This window comes from Streptococcus sp., from assembly GCF_041802885.1.
Lineage (GTDB): Bacteria > Bacillota > Bacilli > Lactobacillales > Streptococcaceae > Streptococcus.
Window position 1 is genome coordinate 16,313 of the sequence record NZ_JBHCHN010000010.1, and the last position, 17,597, is coordinate 33,909.

The 17,597-nt window shown below is 45.5% G+C and carries 17 protein-coding genes and 1 riboswitch; of the genes, 12 read left to right on the forward strand and 5 right to left on the reverse strand.

Features of this window, described 5'->3' with window-relative positions; translation table 11 throughout:
• Positions 1–210: 210 nt before the first annotated feature.
• Complete coding sequence (locus tag ACEYCN_RS01250) at positions 211–1,257, forward strand: D-alanine--D-alanine ligase (RefSeq protein WP_373712493.1); 1,047 nt, start codon at positions 211–213, stop codon at positions 1,255–1,257.
• Positions 1,258–1,308: 51 nt separating this feature from the next.
• Here the strand turns inward: ACEYCN_RS01250 and ACEYCN_RS01255 are convergent, their stop codons facing one another.
• Positions 1,309–1,875 (reverse strand): folate family ECF transporter S component, encoded by a 567-nt coding sequence (locus ACEYCN_RS01255; RefSeq protein WP_373712494.1) that lies wholly within the window; start codon positions 1,873–1,875, stop codon positions 1,309–1,311.
• Positions 1,876–1,926: 51 nt separating this feature from the next.
• Positions 1,927–2,017, reverse strand: a riboswitch (THF riboswitch).
• 121 nt (positions 2,018–2,138) lie between these two features.
• Here ACEYCN_RS01255 and murF point away from each other — a divergent pair.
• The 6 genes from murF (at position 2,139) to ACEYCN_RS01285 (ending at position 9,122) form a co-directional block, all read left to right on the forward strand.
• The gene (gene murF, locus ACEYCN_RS01260; protein ID WP_373712495.1) at positions 2,139–3,509 is read left to right on the forward strand and encodes a UDP-N-acetylmuramoyl-tripeptide--D-alanyl-D-alanine ligase; all 1,371 of its coding nucleotides are present in this window, start codon (positions 2,139–2,141) and stop codon (positions 3,507–3,509) included.
• On the forward strand, positions 3,506–4,204 hold the full coding sequence (locus tag ACEYCN_RS01265) for a TIGR02206 family membrane protein (protein WP_373712496.1): 699 nt from the start codon (positions 3,506–3,508) through the stop codon (positions 4,202–4,204). Before murF ends, ACEYCN_RS01265 begins: the two co-directional genes overlap by 4 nt.
• 131 nt (positions 4,205–4,335) lie before the next feature.
• Positions 4,336–5,043, forward strand: coding sequence for a TIGR02206 family membrane protein (locus tag ACEYCN_RS01270; protein ID WP_373712497.1), 708 nt, complete (start codon positions 4,336–4,338; stop codon positions 5,041–5,043).
• A gap of 247 nt (positions 5,044–5,290) precedes the next feature.
• Positions 5,291–6,835 carry a peptide chain release factor 3 gene (locus ACEYCN_RS01275; RefSeq protein WP_373712498.1) on the forward strand — a complete coding sequence of 515 codons (1,545 nt, stop codon included), beginning with the start codon at positions 5,291–5,293 and terminating at the stop codon, positions 6,833–6,835.
• Positions 6,836–7,089: 254 nt separating this feature from the next.
• The gene (locus ACEYCN_RS01280) at positions 7,090–7,473 is read left to right on the forward strand and encodes a PH domain-containing protein (protein WP_373712499.1); all 384 of its coding nucleotides are present in this window, start codon (positions 7,090–7,092) and stop codon (positions 7,471–7,473) included.
• Positions 7,474–7,616: 143 nt separating this feature from the next.
• Positions 7,617–9,122, forward strand: a complete 1,506-nt coding sequence (locus ACEYCN_RS01285) for a flavocytochrome c (RefSeq protein ID WP_373712500.1) — start codon at positions 7,617–7,619, stop codon at positions 9,120–9,122.
• Positions 9,123–9,184: 62 nt separating this feature from the next.
• Here ACEYCN_RS01285 and ACEYCN_RS01290 read toward each other — a convergent pair whose 3' ends face one another.
• Both ACEYCN_RS01290 and ACEYCN_RS01295 read right to left on the reverse strand, forming a co-directional pair.
• Positions 9,185–10,030, reverse strand: a complete 846-nt coding sequence (locus ACEYCN_RS01290) for a lysostaphin resistance A-like protein (protein WP_373712501.1) — start codon at positions 10,028–10,030, stop codon at positions 9,185–9,187.
• Between the two features lie 31 nt (positions 10,031–10,061).
• Positions 10,062–10,766: a CPBP family intramembrane glutamic endopeptidase gene (locus ACEYCN_RS01295; RefSeq protein WP_373712502.1), complete on the reverse strand. Its 705-nt coding sequence runs from the start codon at positions 10,764–10,766 to the stop codon at positions 10,062–10,064.
• A gap of 236 nt (positions 10,767–11,002) precedes the next feature.
• On the opposite strand from ACEYCN_RS01295, the gene ACEYCN_RS01300 reads away from it, so the two are divergent.
• From ACEYCN_RS01300 to ACEYCN_RS01315, 4 genes are all read left to right on the forward strand, one after another.
• Positions 11,003–11,653: a response regulator transcription factor gene (locus tag ACEYCN_RS01300; protein WP_373712503.1), complete on the forward strand. Its 651-nt coding sequence runs from the start codon at positions 11,003–11,005 to the stop codon at positions 11,651–11,653.
• Position 11,654: 1 nt separating this feature from the next.
• Entirely contained in the window at positions 11,655–12,998 is a 1,344-nt protein-coding gene (locus ACEYCN_RS01305) for a sensor histidine kinase (RefSeq protein ID WP_373712504.1), read from the forward strand.
• 183 nt (positions 12,999–13,181) lie between these two features.
• The gene (locus ACEYCN_RS01310; RefSeq protein WP_373712505.1) at positions 13,182–14,777 is read left to right on the forward strand and encodes a DEAD/DEAH box helicase; all 1,596 of its coding nucleotides are present in this window, start codon (positions 13,182–13,184) and stop codon (positions 14,775–14,777) included.
• Positions 14,778–14,923: 146 nt separating this feature from the next.
• A complete protein-coding gene (locus ACEYCN_RS01315; RefSeq protein WP_373712506.1) occupies positions 14,924–15,532 on the forward strand; it encodes an NAD(P)H-dependent oxidoreductase in 609 nt (202 codons plus the stop codon).
• Between the two features lie 80 nt (positions 15,533–15,612).
• Here the strand turns inward: ACEYCN_RS01315 and ACEYCN_RS01320 are convergent, their stop codons facing one another.
• Positions 15,613–15,867, reverse strand: a complete 255-nt coding sequence (locus ACEYCN_RS01320) for a GIY-YIG nuclease family protein (RefSeq protein ID WP_373712507.1) — start codon at positions 15,865–15,867, stop codon at positions 15,613–15,615.
• Entirely contained in the window at positions 15,857–16,606 is a 750-nt protein-coding gene (locus tag ACEYCN_RS01325) for a tRNA1(Val) (adenine(37)-N6)-methyltransferase (RefSeq protein ID WP_373712508.1), read from the reverse strand. Before ACEYCN_RS01325 ends, ACEYCN_RS01320 begins: the two co-directional genes overlap by 11 nt.
• Positions 16,607–16,707: 101 nt before the next feature.
• On the opposite strand from ACEYCN_RS01325, the gene ACEYCN_RS01330 reads away from it, so the two are divergent.
• On the forward strand, positions 16,708–17,454 hold the full coding sequence (locus tag ACEYCN_RS01330) for a lysophospholipid acyltransferase family protein (RefSeq protein ID WP_373712509.1): 747 nt from the start codon (positions 16,708–16,710) through the stop codon (positions 17,452–17,454).
• The last annotated feature ends 143 nt before the right edge of the window (positions 17,455–17,597 follow it).

Below are 17,597 nucleotides of genomic sequence, written 5' to 3' on the forward strand. Positions count from 1 at the left end.
AGGAAGGCTTTATCTTTTTGCAAAGTGTCGTAGCCGGGTTTAATTTTGGACAATCCAGCAAGTATACACTGTCTACTTGTTCCTATCTTAAGTATACACTGTCTACTTTATTTTGTCAACTCATTTGCGGTAATGGAATTCCTTTTTGAATCTTATTCCAAATTATGATATGATAATCCATGACAAGAATTTAGTACAAGGAAAGAGAATATGTCAAAACAAACGTTGATTTTATTATACGGCGGACGGTCTGCGGAGCGGGAGGTCTCCGTCCTATCAGCTGAAAGTGTGATGCGGGCGGTCAACTATGATAAATTTTTGGTCAAAACCTACTTTATCAGCCAGGCAGGTCACTTTATCAAGACCCAGGAATTTGCCAGCCAGCCTGGAGCAGATGAGAAGTTGATGACAAATGCGACCTTGGTAGCCAGCCAGCAAATCAAGCCCAGCGATATTTACGAGGAAAATGCGGTTGTCTTCCCTGTCCTGCATGGTCCAATGGGTGAAGATGGCTCCATCCAAGGTTTTCTAGAAGTCCTCAAGATGCCTTATGTTGGGACCAATGTGTTGGCTTCTGCAGTGGCTATGGATAAAATCACCACCAAGCGCGTGCTGGAATCCGCTGGTGTCCCTCAAGTTGCCTATACCGTCTATATCGAGGGTGAGGATTTGGAGGAAAAAATCGCAGAAACAGCTGCCAAGTTGACCTATCCAGTCTTTGTTAAGCCGGCCAATATGGGTTCATCTGTCGGAATCTCCAAGGCAGAAAATGATGAGCAACTACGCAAGGCCATTGAGCTAGCCCTCCAGTATGACAGCCGCATCTTGATAGAGCAGGGTGTGGTCGCCCGTGAAATCGAAGTCGGAATCCTGGGTAATCAGGATGTCAAAACAACGTTGCCTGGTGAAGTGGTCAAGGATGTCGAGTTCTACGATTATCAAGCCAAGTATATCGATAATCGCATCATCATGGATATTCCTGCCAAGATTGAGGAAGCTGTGATGGAGCAGATGCGAACCTATGCAGGTCAAGCCTTTCGGGCTTTGGGCGGATGCGGATTAGCCCGCTGTGATTTCTTCTATACAGCAGATGGTCAGATTTACCTCAATGAGCTCAATACCATGCCAGGCTTCACCCAGTGGTCCATGTACCCTCTTCTCTGGGAAAATATGGGGTTGCCTTATTCTGACTTGATTGAAGAATTGGTCAAATTAGGCCAAGAAATGTTTGTCAAACGCGAAAGTCATTTGATTTAAGCAAAAGAAAAATCGGAAGGTGGATGTAGGCCTTCCGATATTTTTGTCTTTTTATTTGTTGAGTCCCATCAGTTTGCGAAGTTCTGGGATCCGTTGCAGCTGAGGCAAAATCAGCATGATGACCAGGATACGAAGAGGAATTTCAAACACCTTGATCCAACGGCCAGCGATGTATTGGGCCACGAATGGTGTTTTGAAATAGATTTGAATCAAGAGTGGTGTCAGAATGAGCGAACCGAGAACGGTGATAATGGTGACCGCAATAGAAACATATACCCAGTCTTTTTTCTTTTGAGTCGAAATTTCACGACCGTAGAAGAAGAAACCGTATAGTCCTGAAATAAAGGCATCCATCACAGTCCAAAGGGGGATAAAGTTGGCTGCATTTGAGGAGAGCAACATGGTAATGATATCTTCCAAAGCTCCTGTCAAAAAGGCATAGACTGGTCCTGTGATCGCACCCATAATCGTATTGACAACAAAGCCAAAGCTAATGACCAGCTGGTTGGGAATGATGGTAATCTTAAATTGATCCACCACATAGGCTAGGGCAATCAGCATAGCAATAGTCACCAAACGCTGGGTAGTCAGCTTGGGCATAGCAAAGATATTTTTCATAAAAAAGGCTCCTTAAAAGAAATCGGGAGCTGTTTTTCAAGTATTCTTGATAACAGCGGATGCAATGATTCACCGCGCACAAGGCTTCGTTGTGTGACGACATCCCATTCACACACACTTAACGCGAATCACTTACTCTGTGCAGAAAAAACTGCCCTTCTATTTTACCATAGTTTGGTCTGAAAAAATAGCCCTAATCGCTGAAAAATATGCTATAATGGAATGGATATTGACGAGAGTCATCAAATATAGAAGGAAGTAGCATGAAACTGACATTGCACGAAGTGGCCAAGGTAGTTGGCGCTAAGAATAGTTTATCGGATATAGACGACGTTCCCCTGCGACAGGCTGAATTTGACAGCCGTAAAATTCAAGCAGGAGACTTATTCGTACCGCTCAAAGGAGCGCGTGATGGCCATGATTTTATCGAGACAGCCTTTGCCAATGGGGCAGTGGCCACCCTCTCGGAAAAGGAAATCGAGGGCCGACCTTACTTGCTGGTGGAGGATTGTCTAGTTGCCTTCCAAGCACTGGCCCACTATTACTTAGACAAGCTTGGTGTAGATGTGATTGCCGTCACTGGTTCCAATGGCAAGACCACGACCAAGGACATGATTGCAGCCATTCTTTCCACAACCTATAAAACCTATAAGACCCAGGGCAATTACAACAATGAAATCGGCCTGCCCTATACAGTTCTCCACATGCCCAAGGATACTGAAAAAATCGTCTTGGAAATGGGCCAGGACCATATGGGAGATATTGAGCTCTTGTCCAAAATCGCCAAGCCCCACATCTCGGTGGTGACTCTGATTGGGGAGGCCCACCTGGAGTTCTTTGGCAGTCGAGAAAAGATTGCCCAAGGCAAGATGCAGATTACAGCTGGGATGAACTCCGATGGCATCTTGATTGTCCCAGATGACCCTATTATTGACGCCTATCTGCCAGAGAATATGATGGTTATCCGCTTTGGAGATGAGGAGGAAATCAGCGTCCAGGATTTGCAGGAGAAAAAGGATTCACTAACCTTCCGCACCTCAATATTGAGACGGCCCATCAGCCTGCCTCTTCCTGGTAAATACAATGCCACCAATGCCATGGTTGCAGCCTGTGTCGGTAAACTCTTAGCAGTGGAGGAAGAGGACATCTTGGATGCCCTGGCCAATATTGAGCTGACCCGCAATCGGACCGAGTGGAAAAAGGCCGCCAACGGGGCCGACATCCTCTCGGATGTCTACAATGCCAATCCAACGGCCATGAAGCTGATTTTGGAGACCTTCTCAGCCATCCCAGCCAATGAAGCTGGGCAAAAAATCGCTGTCTTGGCCGATATGAAAGAATTGGGACCAGATTCGGTTCAGATGCACACAGACATCCTCAAGAGCCTCGATCCAAGTGTCCTTGACCAACTCGTTCTCTATGGGGAAGATATTGCGGATTTAGCAGAAGCAGCCAGCCGTCTCTTCCCAGCTGGATCTGTTAGCTACTTTAAAAAGAATGCTTCTGAGGACCAGTTTGAGGACATGTTAGGCCATATCCAGACCATCCTGCAACCAGCTGACCAAATCCTTCTCAAGGGCTCCAATTCCATGAATTTGGCCAAGGTAGTGGAAGAATTGGAGAAACAAGGATGAGCTGGCTGTCTTTCTTTTTCTCCAATCAGGAAACGAGACCACCAGGTCTCAGTCCACTGACCTTTTTCTTTTTCTTTGCTGTATTTTTTACACTGACTTATGCGACCCTGCGATGGTATCAAAACAAGGCCTATCAAGACTTTTTCAAAGGGTTGCAACTCTTACAGATAACCCTGCTTTATGGATGGTACATCACGATGGCCTTTTCGTTTAAGGAAAGCCTGCCCTTTTATCACTGTCGTATGTCTGTTATGGCTGTCCTCTTTTTACCGGATAAGCATCCCTGGAAACGTTACTTTATTCTGATCGGCTTAATCGGTTCTATCCTCAGCTTTGTCTATCCACTCTTTGATCATTATCCAATTGGCCATGTGACTATTTTTAGTTATGTTGTTGGGCATTTTACCCTCTTTGTCAACTGCCTGATCTATCTCTTACGCTTTCATGGGGAAAGGATGGAGATGGTGGACCTTGTGACGAAGACCGTCTTGCTCCATTTCTTTTTATTGGCGGTTAATACGGTAACTGGCGGAAACTATGGTTTTCTCCGTGTGACGCCCTTGATAGGCAACCTTTCAGCTCCGATTCGTTTTATTCTTGTGACACTGGTCATGGTCTTCTTGCTTTCTAGTGTAGATTGGCTTTTTGCCACTAAAATAGAAGCCCTTCGAGACTACGCTAGTCAGGAGTTGTAAGGCTTATTCTTGAAAAGTTAAGACGATTAAGCTATAATAAGGGAGTTGTTTTGTGGGCAACTCCCTTTTGTATCATGGAAAAGCAGGAGTAGTCAATGAAATTCAAAAGCAAAAAAAGTTAGAGGGAATCAATGAAAGACTTTTTGACAAACCAGCAAATCGATCATGCACCGCCCTTTTCACATATCTTGCAGTTTTCCATTTTTGCTGTCTTAATCGGATTGATATTTTTGACGATGAAGTACGGCTATTCTAGGAAATTTCAGCGCTTTTTCCTGATATCCCAGGCCTTTTTACTGGTTGTTTTTAATTGTTGGCATCTGTTCATGGCTTTCAGTTGGGAACATAGTTTGCCCATTTATCACTGTCGACTGGCCATGTGGGCCCTCTTGCTCCTGCCAGACCAGAACAAGTTCAAACAGTATTTTGCCCTCATGGGCTTGTCAGGTGCTATCCTAACCTTTGTCTATCCAGTCATGGACCACTATGCCTTCCCCCATATTACGGCCTTCAACTTTATCCTGAGCCATATCCTGCTTTTTGCCAATTCCTTTATCTATCTCTATCGTTCCTATGATGATAAAAGGCTGAGCATCCAGCAAATCACAGTCTATACCTTTGTCCTCAATGCCTTGCTCTCACTAGCCAATCAGTTAACTGGTGGAAACTATGGACTCTTGCGCTTCACGCCTTTTATTGCTGATCAGGCACTATGGATTCGTTATTTGGCGGTGTCTATCAGCTTGACTGCTAGTATGGTGATCATTGACTGGGGTTTCCGATACTTACAGGTCCATCTTTCTCATTTGACAAAAAAACTGCATGAAGCTGGGCAATAAGTCCAGCCTAGTTTATTAGAGTTCGAGCTCATCAACTGAAAACGAAGGCCTGTTGACGAATTCTTTTTGACTTGTCGAGTTCTTTTCCACTCCCTTTGCCAAATCAAGGAAAATCAGATATAATTGAGAGTTGTAGAAACAGCTCTTTTCTTATAGAGCTAAGCAAGAACGAGTAGGAGTCATCCAATGTAGAAGAAGGATTAGATTGTCCCTTACCGTTTAGAAAAAAATATGAAAAGGAAATACCATGTCATTACAAGACGAAATTAAAAAACGCCGCACCTTTGCCATTATCAGTCACCCGGATGCGGGAAAGACGACCATTACCGAGCAGCTGCTCTTTTTTGGGGGTGAACTCCGTGAGGCAGGTACAGTCAAGGGGAAAAAGACTGGAAATTTTGCCAAGTCCGACTGGATGGATATTGAGAAACAGCGGGGAATCTCGGTGACCTCATCTGTCATGCAGTTTGATTATGCGGGCAAGCGGGTCAATATTCTGGATACACCTGGTCACGAGGATTTCTCTGAGGATACCTATCGGACCCTGATGGCGGTGGATGCGGCCGTCATGGTTGTGGACTCTGCTAAGGGTATCGAGGCCCAGACCAAAAAACTCTTTGAAGTTGTGAAGCACCGTAACATTCCAGTTTTCACCTTCATCAACAAGCTGGACCGTGATGGCCGTGAGCCCCTTGATTTGCTGGAAGAATTGGAAGAAGTGCTGGGCATCGCCAGCTACCCTATGAACTGGCCGATTGGGATGGGGAAATCTTTTGAAGGTCTCTATGACCTCCATAATCAGCGCCTAGAACTTTATCGCAAGGATGAGCGCTTTGCAAACTTGGAGGATGGAGATCAGCTCTTTGGCAACAATCCATTTTATGCTCAAATTCTGGAGGACATTGAGCTTTTACAAGAGGCTGGAAATGAATTTTCTAGGGAGGCCATTTTAGAAGGGGATTTGACACCCGTCTTCTTTGGATCGGCCCTGACCAACTTTGGTGTGCAGACCTTCTTGGATACTTTCTTAGAATTTGCTCCAGAACCCCACGGCCATCAGACGACTGAGGGAGAGGTGATTGACCCGCTCAATAAAGACTTCTCAGGCTTTGTCTTTAAAATTCAAGCCAACATGGATCCGCGCCACCGCGACCGTATTGCTTTTGTGCGCGTGGTTTCGGGCGAATTTGAGCGCGGAATGGCCGTCAACTTACCACGGACTGGTAAGGGAGCCAAGCTCTCCAACGTGACCCAGTTTATGGCAGAATCCCGTGAAAACGTGGAAAATGCAGTAGCGGGTGACATTATCGGGGTTTACGACACAGGAACCTATCAGGTCGGCGATACCCTGACCGTTGGAAAAAATAAATTCGAGTTTGAGCCTCTGCCAACCTTTACTCCTGAACTTTTTATGAAAGTTTCTGCTAAAAATGTTATGAAACAAAAATCCTTCCACAAGGGGATTGAACAGTTGGTGCAAGAAGGGGCTATTCAGCTGTACAAGAATTACCAGACAGGTGAGTATATGCTTGGGGCTGTCGGCCAGCTCCAGTTTGAAGTCTTCAAACACCGTATGGAAGGCGAGTATAATGCCGAGGTGGTCATGACTCCTATGGGCAAGAAAACTGTTCGCTGGATCAAACCAGAAGACCTGGATGAACGCATGTCCTCCAGCCGTAACATCCTAGCCCGTGACCGCTTTGACCAACCCGTCTTCCTCTTTGAAAATGACTTTGCCCTCCGCTGGTTCGCGGACAAGTATCCTGATGTAGAGTTAGAAGAGAAGATGTAGCGGAAAGACAGAAATCAGTAATCAACGAAGGTGATTTGATTTCGTCGTCTTTCCCTCACAAGGGCGTCCAAAGAACTCTTCGCTTCGCTCGAGTTCTTTGGACGCCTACTGCGCCGGAGTCTGGATGCCGATTCCTAGCTGACAATCAGAACTGACAGCAGTCCTTTAGTTTTAGAATTGACCTTGTGAAAACAAGGTTTTTCTATACAAAGGCTGGGAAAATTTGTTATACTGAAGAAAAAAGGAGGCATATCATGGGAATTTTTTCAGGATTGATGGGGAATGCTACTCAAAAAGATAACGACAAAGTAGAGCAGGATTTACAGGATGTTTTGTTGGAGCAGGAGCAGGTAGAGATGGCCTTTAGTTTGGTCAGAGACTTGATTGTCTTTACAGAAAGTCGCTTGATCTTGGTGGATAAGCAGGGAATGACCGGTAAGAAAGTTTCCTATAAATCCATTCCATATCGATCTATCTCCCGCTTCACAGTGGAAACTTCTGGGCATTTTGATTTAGATGCGGAACTCAAGATTTGGATTTCTTCTGCAGTAGAGCCTGCAGAGATTCTGCAATTTAAGAGCGATAAGAGCGTTATCGCGATTCAAAAAGCCTTAGCAGCCGCAGTGTTGAATAAATAAGCTGTCAGCTAGCTAGCCATCATAAAAACCTCTCCGATTGTTTCGGAGAGGTTTTTGTCGTTATTTCCAAAAAACGCTTGCAAAAGTTTGTGAAATAAAGTACAATATATTTGTAATATTCATCATAAAAAAGGAGACTAAAGATGAAGAAAAAGAAGATTTGGTTTAGCCTGCTCGCAGGTTTGTTTGCCCTTTTTTTGGTTGCTTGTGGCAGTTCAAAGACTAGCAAGGAAACAAAAGATGTGACATCGACAACGGAAGAAGTTGTCTCTGGTGCTTCGGAGAGAGAGTATACGGATCCATCTGAAATGAAAGACAGTTATGATGTGATTGTGATCGGTTCAGGCGGAGCAGGTATGTCTGCAGCTCTTTCTGCCAAAGAAGCTGGCGCAGATGTTGTTATCTTAGAAAAGATGCCGGTTATCGGCGGAAATACCTCAAAATCTTCTGGTGGTATGAACGCTTCAGAAACCAAGTTTCAAAAAGAACAAGGCATCGATGATACCAATGATCTTTTCTACGAAGAAACCCTCAAGGGTGGTAAAGGGACCAACGATCCTGAATTGCTCCGCTACTTGGTAGATAATTCATCAGAAGCCATTGACTGGTTGGACAGCATTGGTATCACCTTGAGCGATGTCAGCTTCTCAGGCGGTTTTTCAAAGGCCCGTATTCACCGTCCAGCTGATGGTTCAGCCGTAGGTGGTTACTTGGTAGATGGACTTTACAAAAACCTGATGGAGAAAAAAGTACCAATCTTTGTGAATTCAAACGTCACAAAAATCACTGAAAAAGATGGTGCTGTAACAGGTGTCAAAGTCAAGGTTGACGGTAAAGAAAAAACAATTAAGGCGAAGTCAGTTGTCATTGCAGCAGGTGGTTTTGGTGCCAATATGGACATGATCACCGAATACAAACCTGAGTTGAAAAATTATGTCACTACCAACCAAAAAGGTGCAACAGGTGACGGTATTGATATGGCAAAAGAGCTGGGGGCAGCAACAGTGGATATGGATAAGATCCAAATTCACCCAACTGTTTACCAAGAAAAATCTTTCCTTGTTTCAGAAGCCATTCGTGGCGAAGGGGCTATTTTGGTCAATGCAGAAGGTAAACGTTTCTATAACGAAATGGAAACCCGTGACAATGTTTCTGCGGCCATCAATGCGCTCCCAGAAAGATACGCGTACGTTATTTTTGACCAAGAACTTCGTAGCCATTCAAAATCAATTGATACTTACGAAGAAATGGGGATGACTGTCAAAGCAGACACGATTGAAGCATTGGCCAAGGAAATCGGGGTGCCTGAAGCAAACTTGAAGGCTACTGTTGATTCTTGGAACAAATATGTGGAAGCCAAAAATGATACAGAATTTGGACGTGCAACAGGTATGGACCGCAACATGACCAAGGCTCCATTCTACGCTATCAAGATTGCACCAGGGATTCATCACACCATGGGCGGTCTGAAAATCAATACCAAGACAGAGGTCTTGAAAGAAGATGGTACAGCTATTCCTGGTCTTTATGCAGCAGGTGAAGTGACAGGTGGCGTACACGGAAGCAACCGTATTGGAGGAAATGCAGTTGCGGATATCATCATCTTTGGTCGCCAGGCAGGGACCCAATCAGCATTATATAGCAAATAAGCATATAAAAATGAACTAGGAGTTTTTCTCCTAGTTCATTTTTATAGGAATGGAAATGAATGTCACTTTTTCTTGAGGAAAAAGTCATAGGACAGCCAAGCAATGACGAGAGCCTGCACTGTCACACTGATGAGGCTTCCCTCCACTCCAAAGGCGCCGCCGGATAGCCAATCTGGACCTTGCTGTTTAACACTAATAAAGGCTGTACCAGCATCCGTTCCACTGACAGGAAAACCAAAGACATTGCCCTGGAAGCAATTCCAAGCGGCGTGGGCTCCACTGATTCCCCAGATACTGCCTGTTTTGAGATAGTAGAGAGCCGCTAAAATACCAAAGAGGGTCAAATCTAAGATGGGGATAATAGAAAGACCGTCATTTCCAAGGTGAATCAAGCTGAAGAAAATGGATGAAACCACAATACCAACTGGAATAGAGTTTTTGACCGCAACAGAACTGAAAAGAAAGCCTCTGGCCAAGACTTCTTCGGCATGGCCCTGAATCGACCAGGCTAGGAGAAGGGGAATAAACTTCAAAATGTTTGTGCCCGAGAAGTGAAATCCTGTAATCTGAACTCCACCAAAGAGAACCATGAGAAGGACGCAGATGGTTAAGAAGGCACCACCGAAGAACCAACCCAGGAGGAAATCGCGAAAGGCATGCTTTTTGGCCAAACCAATCCCTTCCAGAGGACATTTTTCAATAAATACAGCCCAGGCAATGATAGCGAGTGTGATAAAGAGGAAATTGGCCAGTTCAAAAAAGAGCGTCCAGTCAGGAGGAAGAGGAAGGGAACCAAGTAGGGTTAAGCCGGTGATTTCGCCAATTATTAGAAGAATATAGGCGATGATAGGGGCTAAGATCCAGCCAAATTGATAACGAGACCTTGCTTTTTGTGCAATAAAAGACATATTTGACTCCTTTGGCTGTAGAAATAGGCTGTTATTGCCAGAAGTAGAAGATGATAGACAGGCCAATCATATCAGCGATGGCATGGGCTAAGAAGAAGGGCAGGAGATTCTTTTGCCCCATTTTTTTGTAAAGGAAGTAAAAGATGGAGCCCATGAGGATACCGATGCCAAAAGCTGCTCCTAAACCTTGATAGGTATGGAAGGAGAAGCGGATAATCAAAGAGTAGAGGAAGGCCCACTTTTGATATTCTGGTTTGACAGTCAGACAGATACCTAGGAAGAAGATTTCTTCATAAAAACCATTTAGGAGGGAATAGAGGATGAGGGAAAGGTCAAGTTTGGAAAAGATACCTGGCAAACTTGGGATGGCTGGATTGGCAAATTGATAGGTCAAGAGATGGAAGATGTCCATGGCCAGGGCTATTAGCAGAAAGATACCAATGGTTTGCAGGGGCAGCCAGGCTGTCAACCGGATCTTCTTGAACCAGACCGAAAAGTCAAAATTCCGAAAGAGCAGGTAAAGACAGGCCAGAAAAAGCCAGACTAGTTGGTTGGCTAAAGCCTGATAATTTTGCAGGGATGAAAACTCAACTCCATTTCCTGTATAAGGTACGACTGGATTTTTGAGCATATCCAGATAGAGGAGGGTAGAGTTGACAATGCCTTGTCCAATGAGGATAATGGTTAATATCACAATATCAAACCATCTGAGGACAGTAATTTTTTCCTTGTTCATAAGGAATCTCCTTTCATTTTAAAAGATCTTTTCTTCAACCTTAGTCTAACAAAACCTCCTACAGCCACCCTCATTTCAATCTGTTTTTTATCTGTTTTTTCCTAAGTTAAAAAGGAAAGACTCCAAGAAGCTGATTGCATCAAGCTTTCTCAGGTCTCGTCCTCCTTTTTCAAAACTTGTCAAAATCTCATTTTCCTCCTATAATTATGATAGAGACAAGAATGAGGAGAATGAGTATGCAGAAGATTTTAGTAGTGGAAGATGATGTAGTCATCAACCAAGTTATTCGAGAATTTTTAAGTGATCATGGTTATGAGGTGACTGCTGTCTTTGATGGAAAGGCGGCCTTAGAACAATTTAGACAGCAGCAGTTTGCACTTATAATACTGGATATTATGATTCCTTTTGTGACGGGTTTAGAGGTCCTGCAAGAGATTCGAAAGACCTCAAAGGTCCCTGTCATGATGCTGACAGCTGTGTCAGATGAGTACACCCAGTTGGTGAGCTTCAATCACCTGATTAGCGACTATGTGGTCAAGCCTTTTTCCCCCCTTATCTTGGTCAAAAGAGTGGAAAATATTCTTAGAAATAGTTCAAATGATACCAATATTCGGATTGGCGATGTGACCATTCAGGTAGATAAGGGACTGGTTTATTTAGGCAATGAGGAGGTTAATTTAACCAAGAAAGAGTATGAAGTTCTCCATTATTTAGCCAAGCATGGGAGACAGATTGTCAGCCGTGATCAGCTCATGCTGGGTATTTGGGGTTATACAGAACTGGACAGCCGGGTTTTGGACAATCATATCAAAAATATCCGAAAAAAATTGCCAAATCTCCCCTTGAAGACCTTGGTTGGTCGAGGCTACCAGATGGAGGTGGTCTGATATGGGGATCGTTCGCAAGAATTTCTTAATTGTTACTAGCATGATGGTGGCTACCTTCTTATTGATTTTGGGGCTCCTTTACTTCGTCATGCCAATCTACTATAACCAAGTCAAGCTACAGGATTTGCGCAAATCCTATTTATCCATTGTGAAGGACTTGGATGGGCATCCTGATGCAGAGATTTTTTCAAAAATTGGTCAATTAGATCAGGCGGAGCCCAATCTCTACTTGATTTTGGAAGATGATGTGGGTCAGGTCCTCTATCCAGATGCCCAAACGGAGAGGGTATATATTGAAAGTGATAACTATGATCAGATTGGAGCTTGGACAGAAGGAATCAAGTCCAAGGAAGGTCATCAGTATAGCCTACAAGGTGAGTATGCCTTTCAATCCTTGTCTGATATTAGCCAGACTTTGGTTACCTTTTACCCTTTTGTTCTGGTCTTAGTCTTTCTTTTGGTTAGTATTGTAGCTTTGGTTTATAGCCGACTATCTAATCGCCGTATCACCGCAATTTCGGAGACGACCAGGCAGATGCAAAGTCTGGAAGCTGGTCTCTCCTGTCAGGTCGAAGGTCAAGATGAAGTATCCCGTCTGGCTGAAGATGTCAATGCCCTCTACCAGCATCTACTAGGTAATATGGAGGAACTCAAGCGAGAAAATGAGCGAACCCAGGCCAGACGAAAGCAGGAGGCAGACTTCGTCCGTATGACCTCTCACGAATTAAAAACCCCCATTGCCAGCATGCTGGGCTTGGTTGAAGGTATGATTTACAATGTAGGGGATTTTCGCAACCATGACAAATACCTGCAGCAATGTCGCGATATTTTGCAGGAACAATCCAGTCTGGTCCAGTCCGTCCTCGATGCCACCACCCTTGATTTGGGGGAGCAAAAAGATGAGGAATTTGACTTAGCAGCTGTTCTCAAGCAGCACCTGATGCCCTCCCTGCAGATGGCTCAACTCAAGGAACTGGATTTGGAACTTGACTTGGAAGCCTGTCCTGTGCGGGCCAACCAGACATTCTTGCTCAAGGCCATCAAGAATATTGTGGACAATGCCATCCGCTATACCCATCATGGAGGCCTGGTCCGAATTCTCTTGAAAGACCAGCAGCTCTTGGTGGAAAACCAGGCCGAGAATCCCCTGAGTCCAGCAGAACTGGAACAGGTTTTCCAACCCTTTTACCGGCCTGATTACAGTCGTGCCAAGAAGGATGGGGGAACAGGAATAGGCCTTTACCTGGTCCAACAGGTTCTGGACAAGCATGGCTTTGCCTATCGCTTCGAGGCTGCTGGTGACCGCCTGATGCGATTTACCATTGATTTTAAGCAGCCTGAATAAACAAGCAGTCAGTCGATAGGTCGGCTGACTCTTTTAAATCTCTATGAAAACGTATTATTCCCTCCTTTGGTGGTTAATCCTATCTATTTATTTTCATTGTGATATAATGGTTAAGTTGTCAAAAACAACAAAATAAAGCGTGATAAGGCAGCTTCGCACTGTCTTCTTAGAAAAGAGAAACATTTGAAATTTACAGAATTTAATTTATCGCCAGACATCCTATCCACCGTTGTAAAGGCTGGATTTGAAACGCCATCGCCCATTCAGGAATTGACCATTCCCTTGGCCCTGGAAGGCAAGGATGTCATCGGTCAAGCCCAAACGGGTACGGGTAAGACTGCAGCTTTTGGCCTGCCTACCCTACAAAAAATCAACACAACACATGATTATGTACAAGCTCTGGTCATTGCCCCGACACGTGAGTTGGCCGTACAGAGTCAGGAAGAACTCTTCCGCTTTGGCCGAGACAAGGGTGTCAAGGTCCGCTCTGTTTACGGCGGATCCAGCATTGAAAAACAAATCAAAGCCCTTCGTTCTGGTGCCCATGTGGTTGTCGGAACTCCAGGCCGTTTATTAGACTTAATCAAACGCAAGGCTCTTCGTCTGGACAAGGTGGAAACCCTGATTTTGGACGAAGCAGATGAAATGCTTAACATGGGCTTCTTAGAGGACATTGAGGCCATCATCAGCCGAGTACCTGAAGAGCGCCAAACCCTCCTCTTCTCAGCTACCATGCCAGAGCCCATCAAACAGATCGGTATCAAGTTCATGAAGGAGCCTGAGCATGTTAAAATCAAGGCAACTGAGCTGACCAATGTCAACGTAGAACAGTTTTATATTCGGGTCAAAGAAAGTGAAAAGTTTGATACAATGACCCGTCTCATGGATGTAGACCAGCCTGAGTTGTCCATTGTTTTTGGACGGACCAAGCGCCGTGTCGATGAGCTGACCCGTGGCCTGAAATTACGCGGTTTCCGTGCAGAAGGCATCCATGGAGATCTGGACCAAGGCAAGCGTCTGCGTGTCATCCGTGACTTCAAAAACGACCATATCGATATCTTGGTCGCAACCGACGTTGCAGCGCGTGGTTTGGATATTTCCGGTGTCACCCATGTCTACAACTACGACATTCCACAAGACCCAGAAAGCTATGTTCACCGAATCGGCCGTACTGGCCGTGCAGGTAAATCAGGCCAGTCCATTACCTTCGTATCACCAAATGAGATGGGCTATCTTTCCATCATCGAAAACCTGACCAAAAAACGCATGACGGGTATGAAGCCAGCCACTGCCCAAGAAGCCTTTGAAGCCAAGAAAAAAGTGGCCCTCAAGAAGATTGAGCGTGATTTTGCGGATGAGGAACTTCGGGCCCGCTTTGACAAGTTCAAGGCTGATGCGGTCAAGTTGGCTGCAGAATTTAGCCCTGAAGAACTGGCCCTCTATGTCCTGAACTTGACAGTGCAAGACCCTGAGGACATGCCAAAGGTTGAGATTGCCAACGAGAAACCCCTGCCCTTCAAACCAGCTGGTGGTGGTTTCGGTGGGAAAGGTGGCCGTGGCCGCAATGACCGCAACCGCCGCGATGGAGACCGGGAGCGCCGTGGTGGCTACCGTGGAGACCGCAGACGGGGTGACCGCGATGGCGGCCGCCGTGACTTCAAGCGCCGGGATGATCGCTTCAAGAAGGACAACCGCCGTCAAGACAGTAAAAAACCTCACCAACGGACCTCAAGCGAGAAAAAGACTGGCTTCGTGATTCGGAACAAGGGTGATAAGTAATCTTAGTTGAAACATCTCAGTCATGAGGTGTTTTATCTTATATGTCATTTTGGCCATTTCTTGGTTCCTCAGAGCAGATTGCTTGAGATTTGCTGAGAATAGGGTACAATACAAGATATACTAATTAGTGATAAAGGAGAGGAAGTATGGCTAGGCTATTGATTGTAAAAGCCCATCCCTTAGACAGCAAAACATCGTATGCCCTAAGGGCCTTGGAGGACTTTATTTGTCTCTATCAGGAAGAGTATCCAACTGACTCCATCGAAGAAGTCGATGTCTTTGATGATATTCCCATACTGGATAAGGACCTCCTAGAGGCCATGTCACTGGCGAAAAAAGGGCAGACCCTTTCACCAAGTCAAGAAAAAAATCTAGCCCGCTACAATGAACTGACAGAGCAATTTCTAAGGGCTGATAAGATTGTCATTGTCAATCCGCTTTGGAACCTCAATGTCCCAAGTCAGCTGGTCTCCTGGATCAATACCATCAATGTGGCTGGCCGGACCTTCAAATATGGTCCAGAAGGCTCCATTGGCCTCATCCAGGATAAGAAGGTCCTCCACATCCAGTCCAACGGCGGCGTCTATAATGGCAGGGATGCAGCCTCTATCTATATCCGGGATATTTTCAAGTTTTTGGGTGTAGAGGATATCTATCAGGTGTTTATTGAAGGCCAGTCAGCAGAGCCTGCCAGGGCTGAAGAGATTTACCAAGAAACGCTTGAACAGCTGACTTCCCTCATTCCCAGCTTCTAATGGTTGGGAGTAGAAGTTCCTATCATCAGAAAAAGGCATCAGACCAGATTTTTGAAACTTGGTTTGATGCCTTTTTGGTTTTATTTATGTTGGGCAATATAGTTTAGCTTGCTTTGTCTGCTTCTTTTTTTAAAAAGGGCTTCGGCCGACATGGCTTCTGGCTTGCTGGCAAAGGCTTCCTGGTAGAGGAGGCTGACTGGCAGGCGGTTGCGGGTGTACTTGGCTCCCTTGCCTGCATTGTGGGTCTGGATGCGTTTTTCGACATCGGTGGTGTAGCCCGTATAGAGCGATCCATCCGCACACTCCAGGACATACATATAGGCCTTACTTTCCATAGTAGATCTCCCGAATCTCATCCGTATAGTCCCCGTTATCTTGATGGACAAAGAGGGGAGGCAAAATTTTGAGGCCAGCCAGGGAGCCGTCTCGGATGGCTTCGACCAAGAGCATATTGGCCTCTTTTCCTGGTTTGGGATAGACGAACTGGATGCGCTTGGGAGCCAGCTTGTAGCGGCGTAGGGTGTCTAGGATGTCAAAGAAGCGGTCGGGGCGGTGGACCATGGCCAGGCGACCATTGGTCTTGAGGGTTTGTTGGGCCACCTGGCAGATGGCGTCCAGGTTGGTGGCAATTTCATGGCGGGCCAAGAGGTAATGTTCGCTTTCGTTGAGGTTGGATTTTTCATCCACCTTGAAATAAGGAGGGTTGCAGAGCATGAGATCGACCTTGGAAAGGCCCACATGATCCGCCAGATTGGCCAGATCATCTTGGATGACCGACACCTGTTGGTCCAGTTCATTGAGCAAAATAGAGCGCTGGTTCATATCGGCCAGTCGTTCCTGCAACTCGACCTGAATAATCTGGGCCTTGGTTTGCCCGGCCACAAAGAGTCCCACAGCCCCATTGCCACTGCAGAGGTCCACAATCAGGCCCTTTTTGGCTGGAATGTTGGGAAAGCGAGAGAGGAGGACACTGTCCACGGAAAAACTGAAAACGTCCTTGTTTTGAATGATTTTGATATTGGAGGAGAAGAGCTGGTCAATCCGCTCCCCTGCTTTTAAGAGTGAATCTGTCATGTTCTTATTATAGCACAGAGACCTGTGACGGTGGATAGAAAATTCATCTGAAAATGGTGAAAATATGGTATAATGGGTCTATTCAGTTTGAGGAGTTAGACATGTTTTATTCATACCTACGCAACCTATTAACCGTCCTGCTTTGGGCCATCAATGGCAATATTCATTACCATGACCAAGAAAAGATTTTGCCCAAGGAAGAAAATTATATCCTGATTTCGCCCCACAGAACTTTTTGGGATCCAGTTTTTCTGGGCTATGCCGCAGCGCCTAAACAATTCATTTTTATGGCCAAGAAGGAGCTTTTCAAGGACCGGGGTTTCGGCTGGTGGATTAGTAAATGTGGTGCCTTTCCGATTGACCGTGAAAATCCAGGAACCGCAGCCATCAAGTATCCCGTCAAGATGCTGAAAAAGAGCGAACGCTCCCTGGTCATGTTTCCATCCGGCAGCCGTCATTCCAACGATGTCAAGGGAGGAGTAGCGGTCATCGCCAAAACCGCCAAGGTCAAGATGATGCCGGCTTCCTATATCGGACCCCTTAAGATTAAGGGACTTCTTGCTGGTGAGCGAATCGATGTGGCCTTTGGCAATCCTATTGATATCTCAGATATCAAACGCTTGGATGATGAGGGTCAGGCAGAGGTGGCAAGACGGATTGAGACCGAGTTTCACCGCTTGGATGAGCTCAACAAGTCCTTCCAAGTCAAGAAAACCAGCACTCCATACTGGACCCTGATTTACCGCTTGCCCATTCTTCTGGTGGTGGGTCTGGTACTTGGTTTGACCTATCTCTTTAGCTTTTTGGCCAGCTTTGTTTGGCAGCCGAAGACAGATATTAGTGAATAAAAAAGAAAGAGAGTGGGACAAACCGCGATGATTGTTGCGCAATCACCCGCAGAACCATGAAAACAAAGCAAATAGCCCTCATTAGGAGTATAATCCTAGTGAGGGCTTTGTGGTTGGTCATTTATTGGCCTGAAATGCCGAGG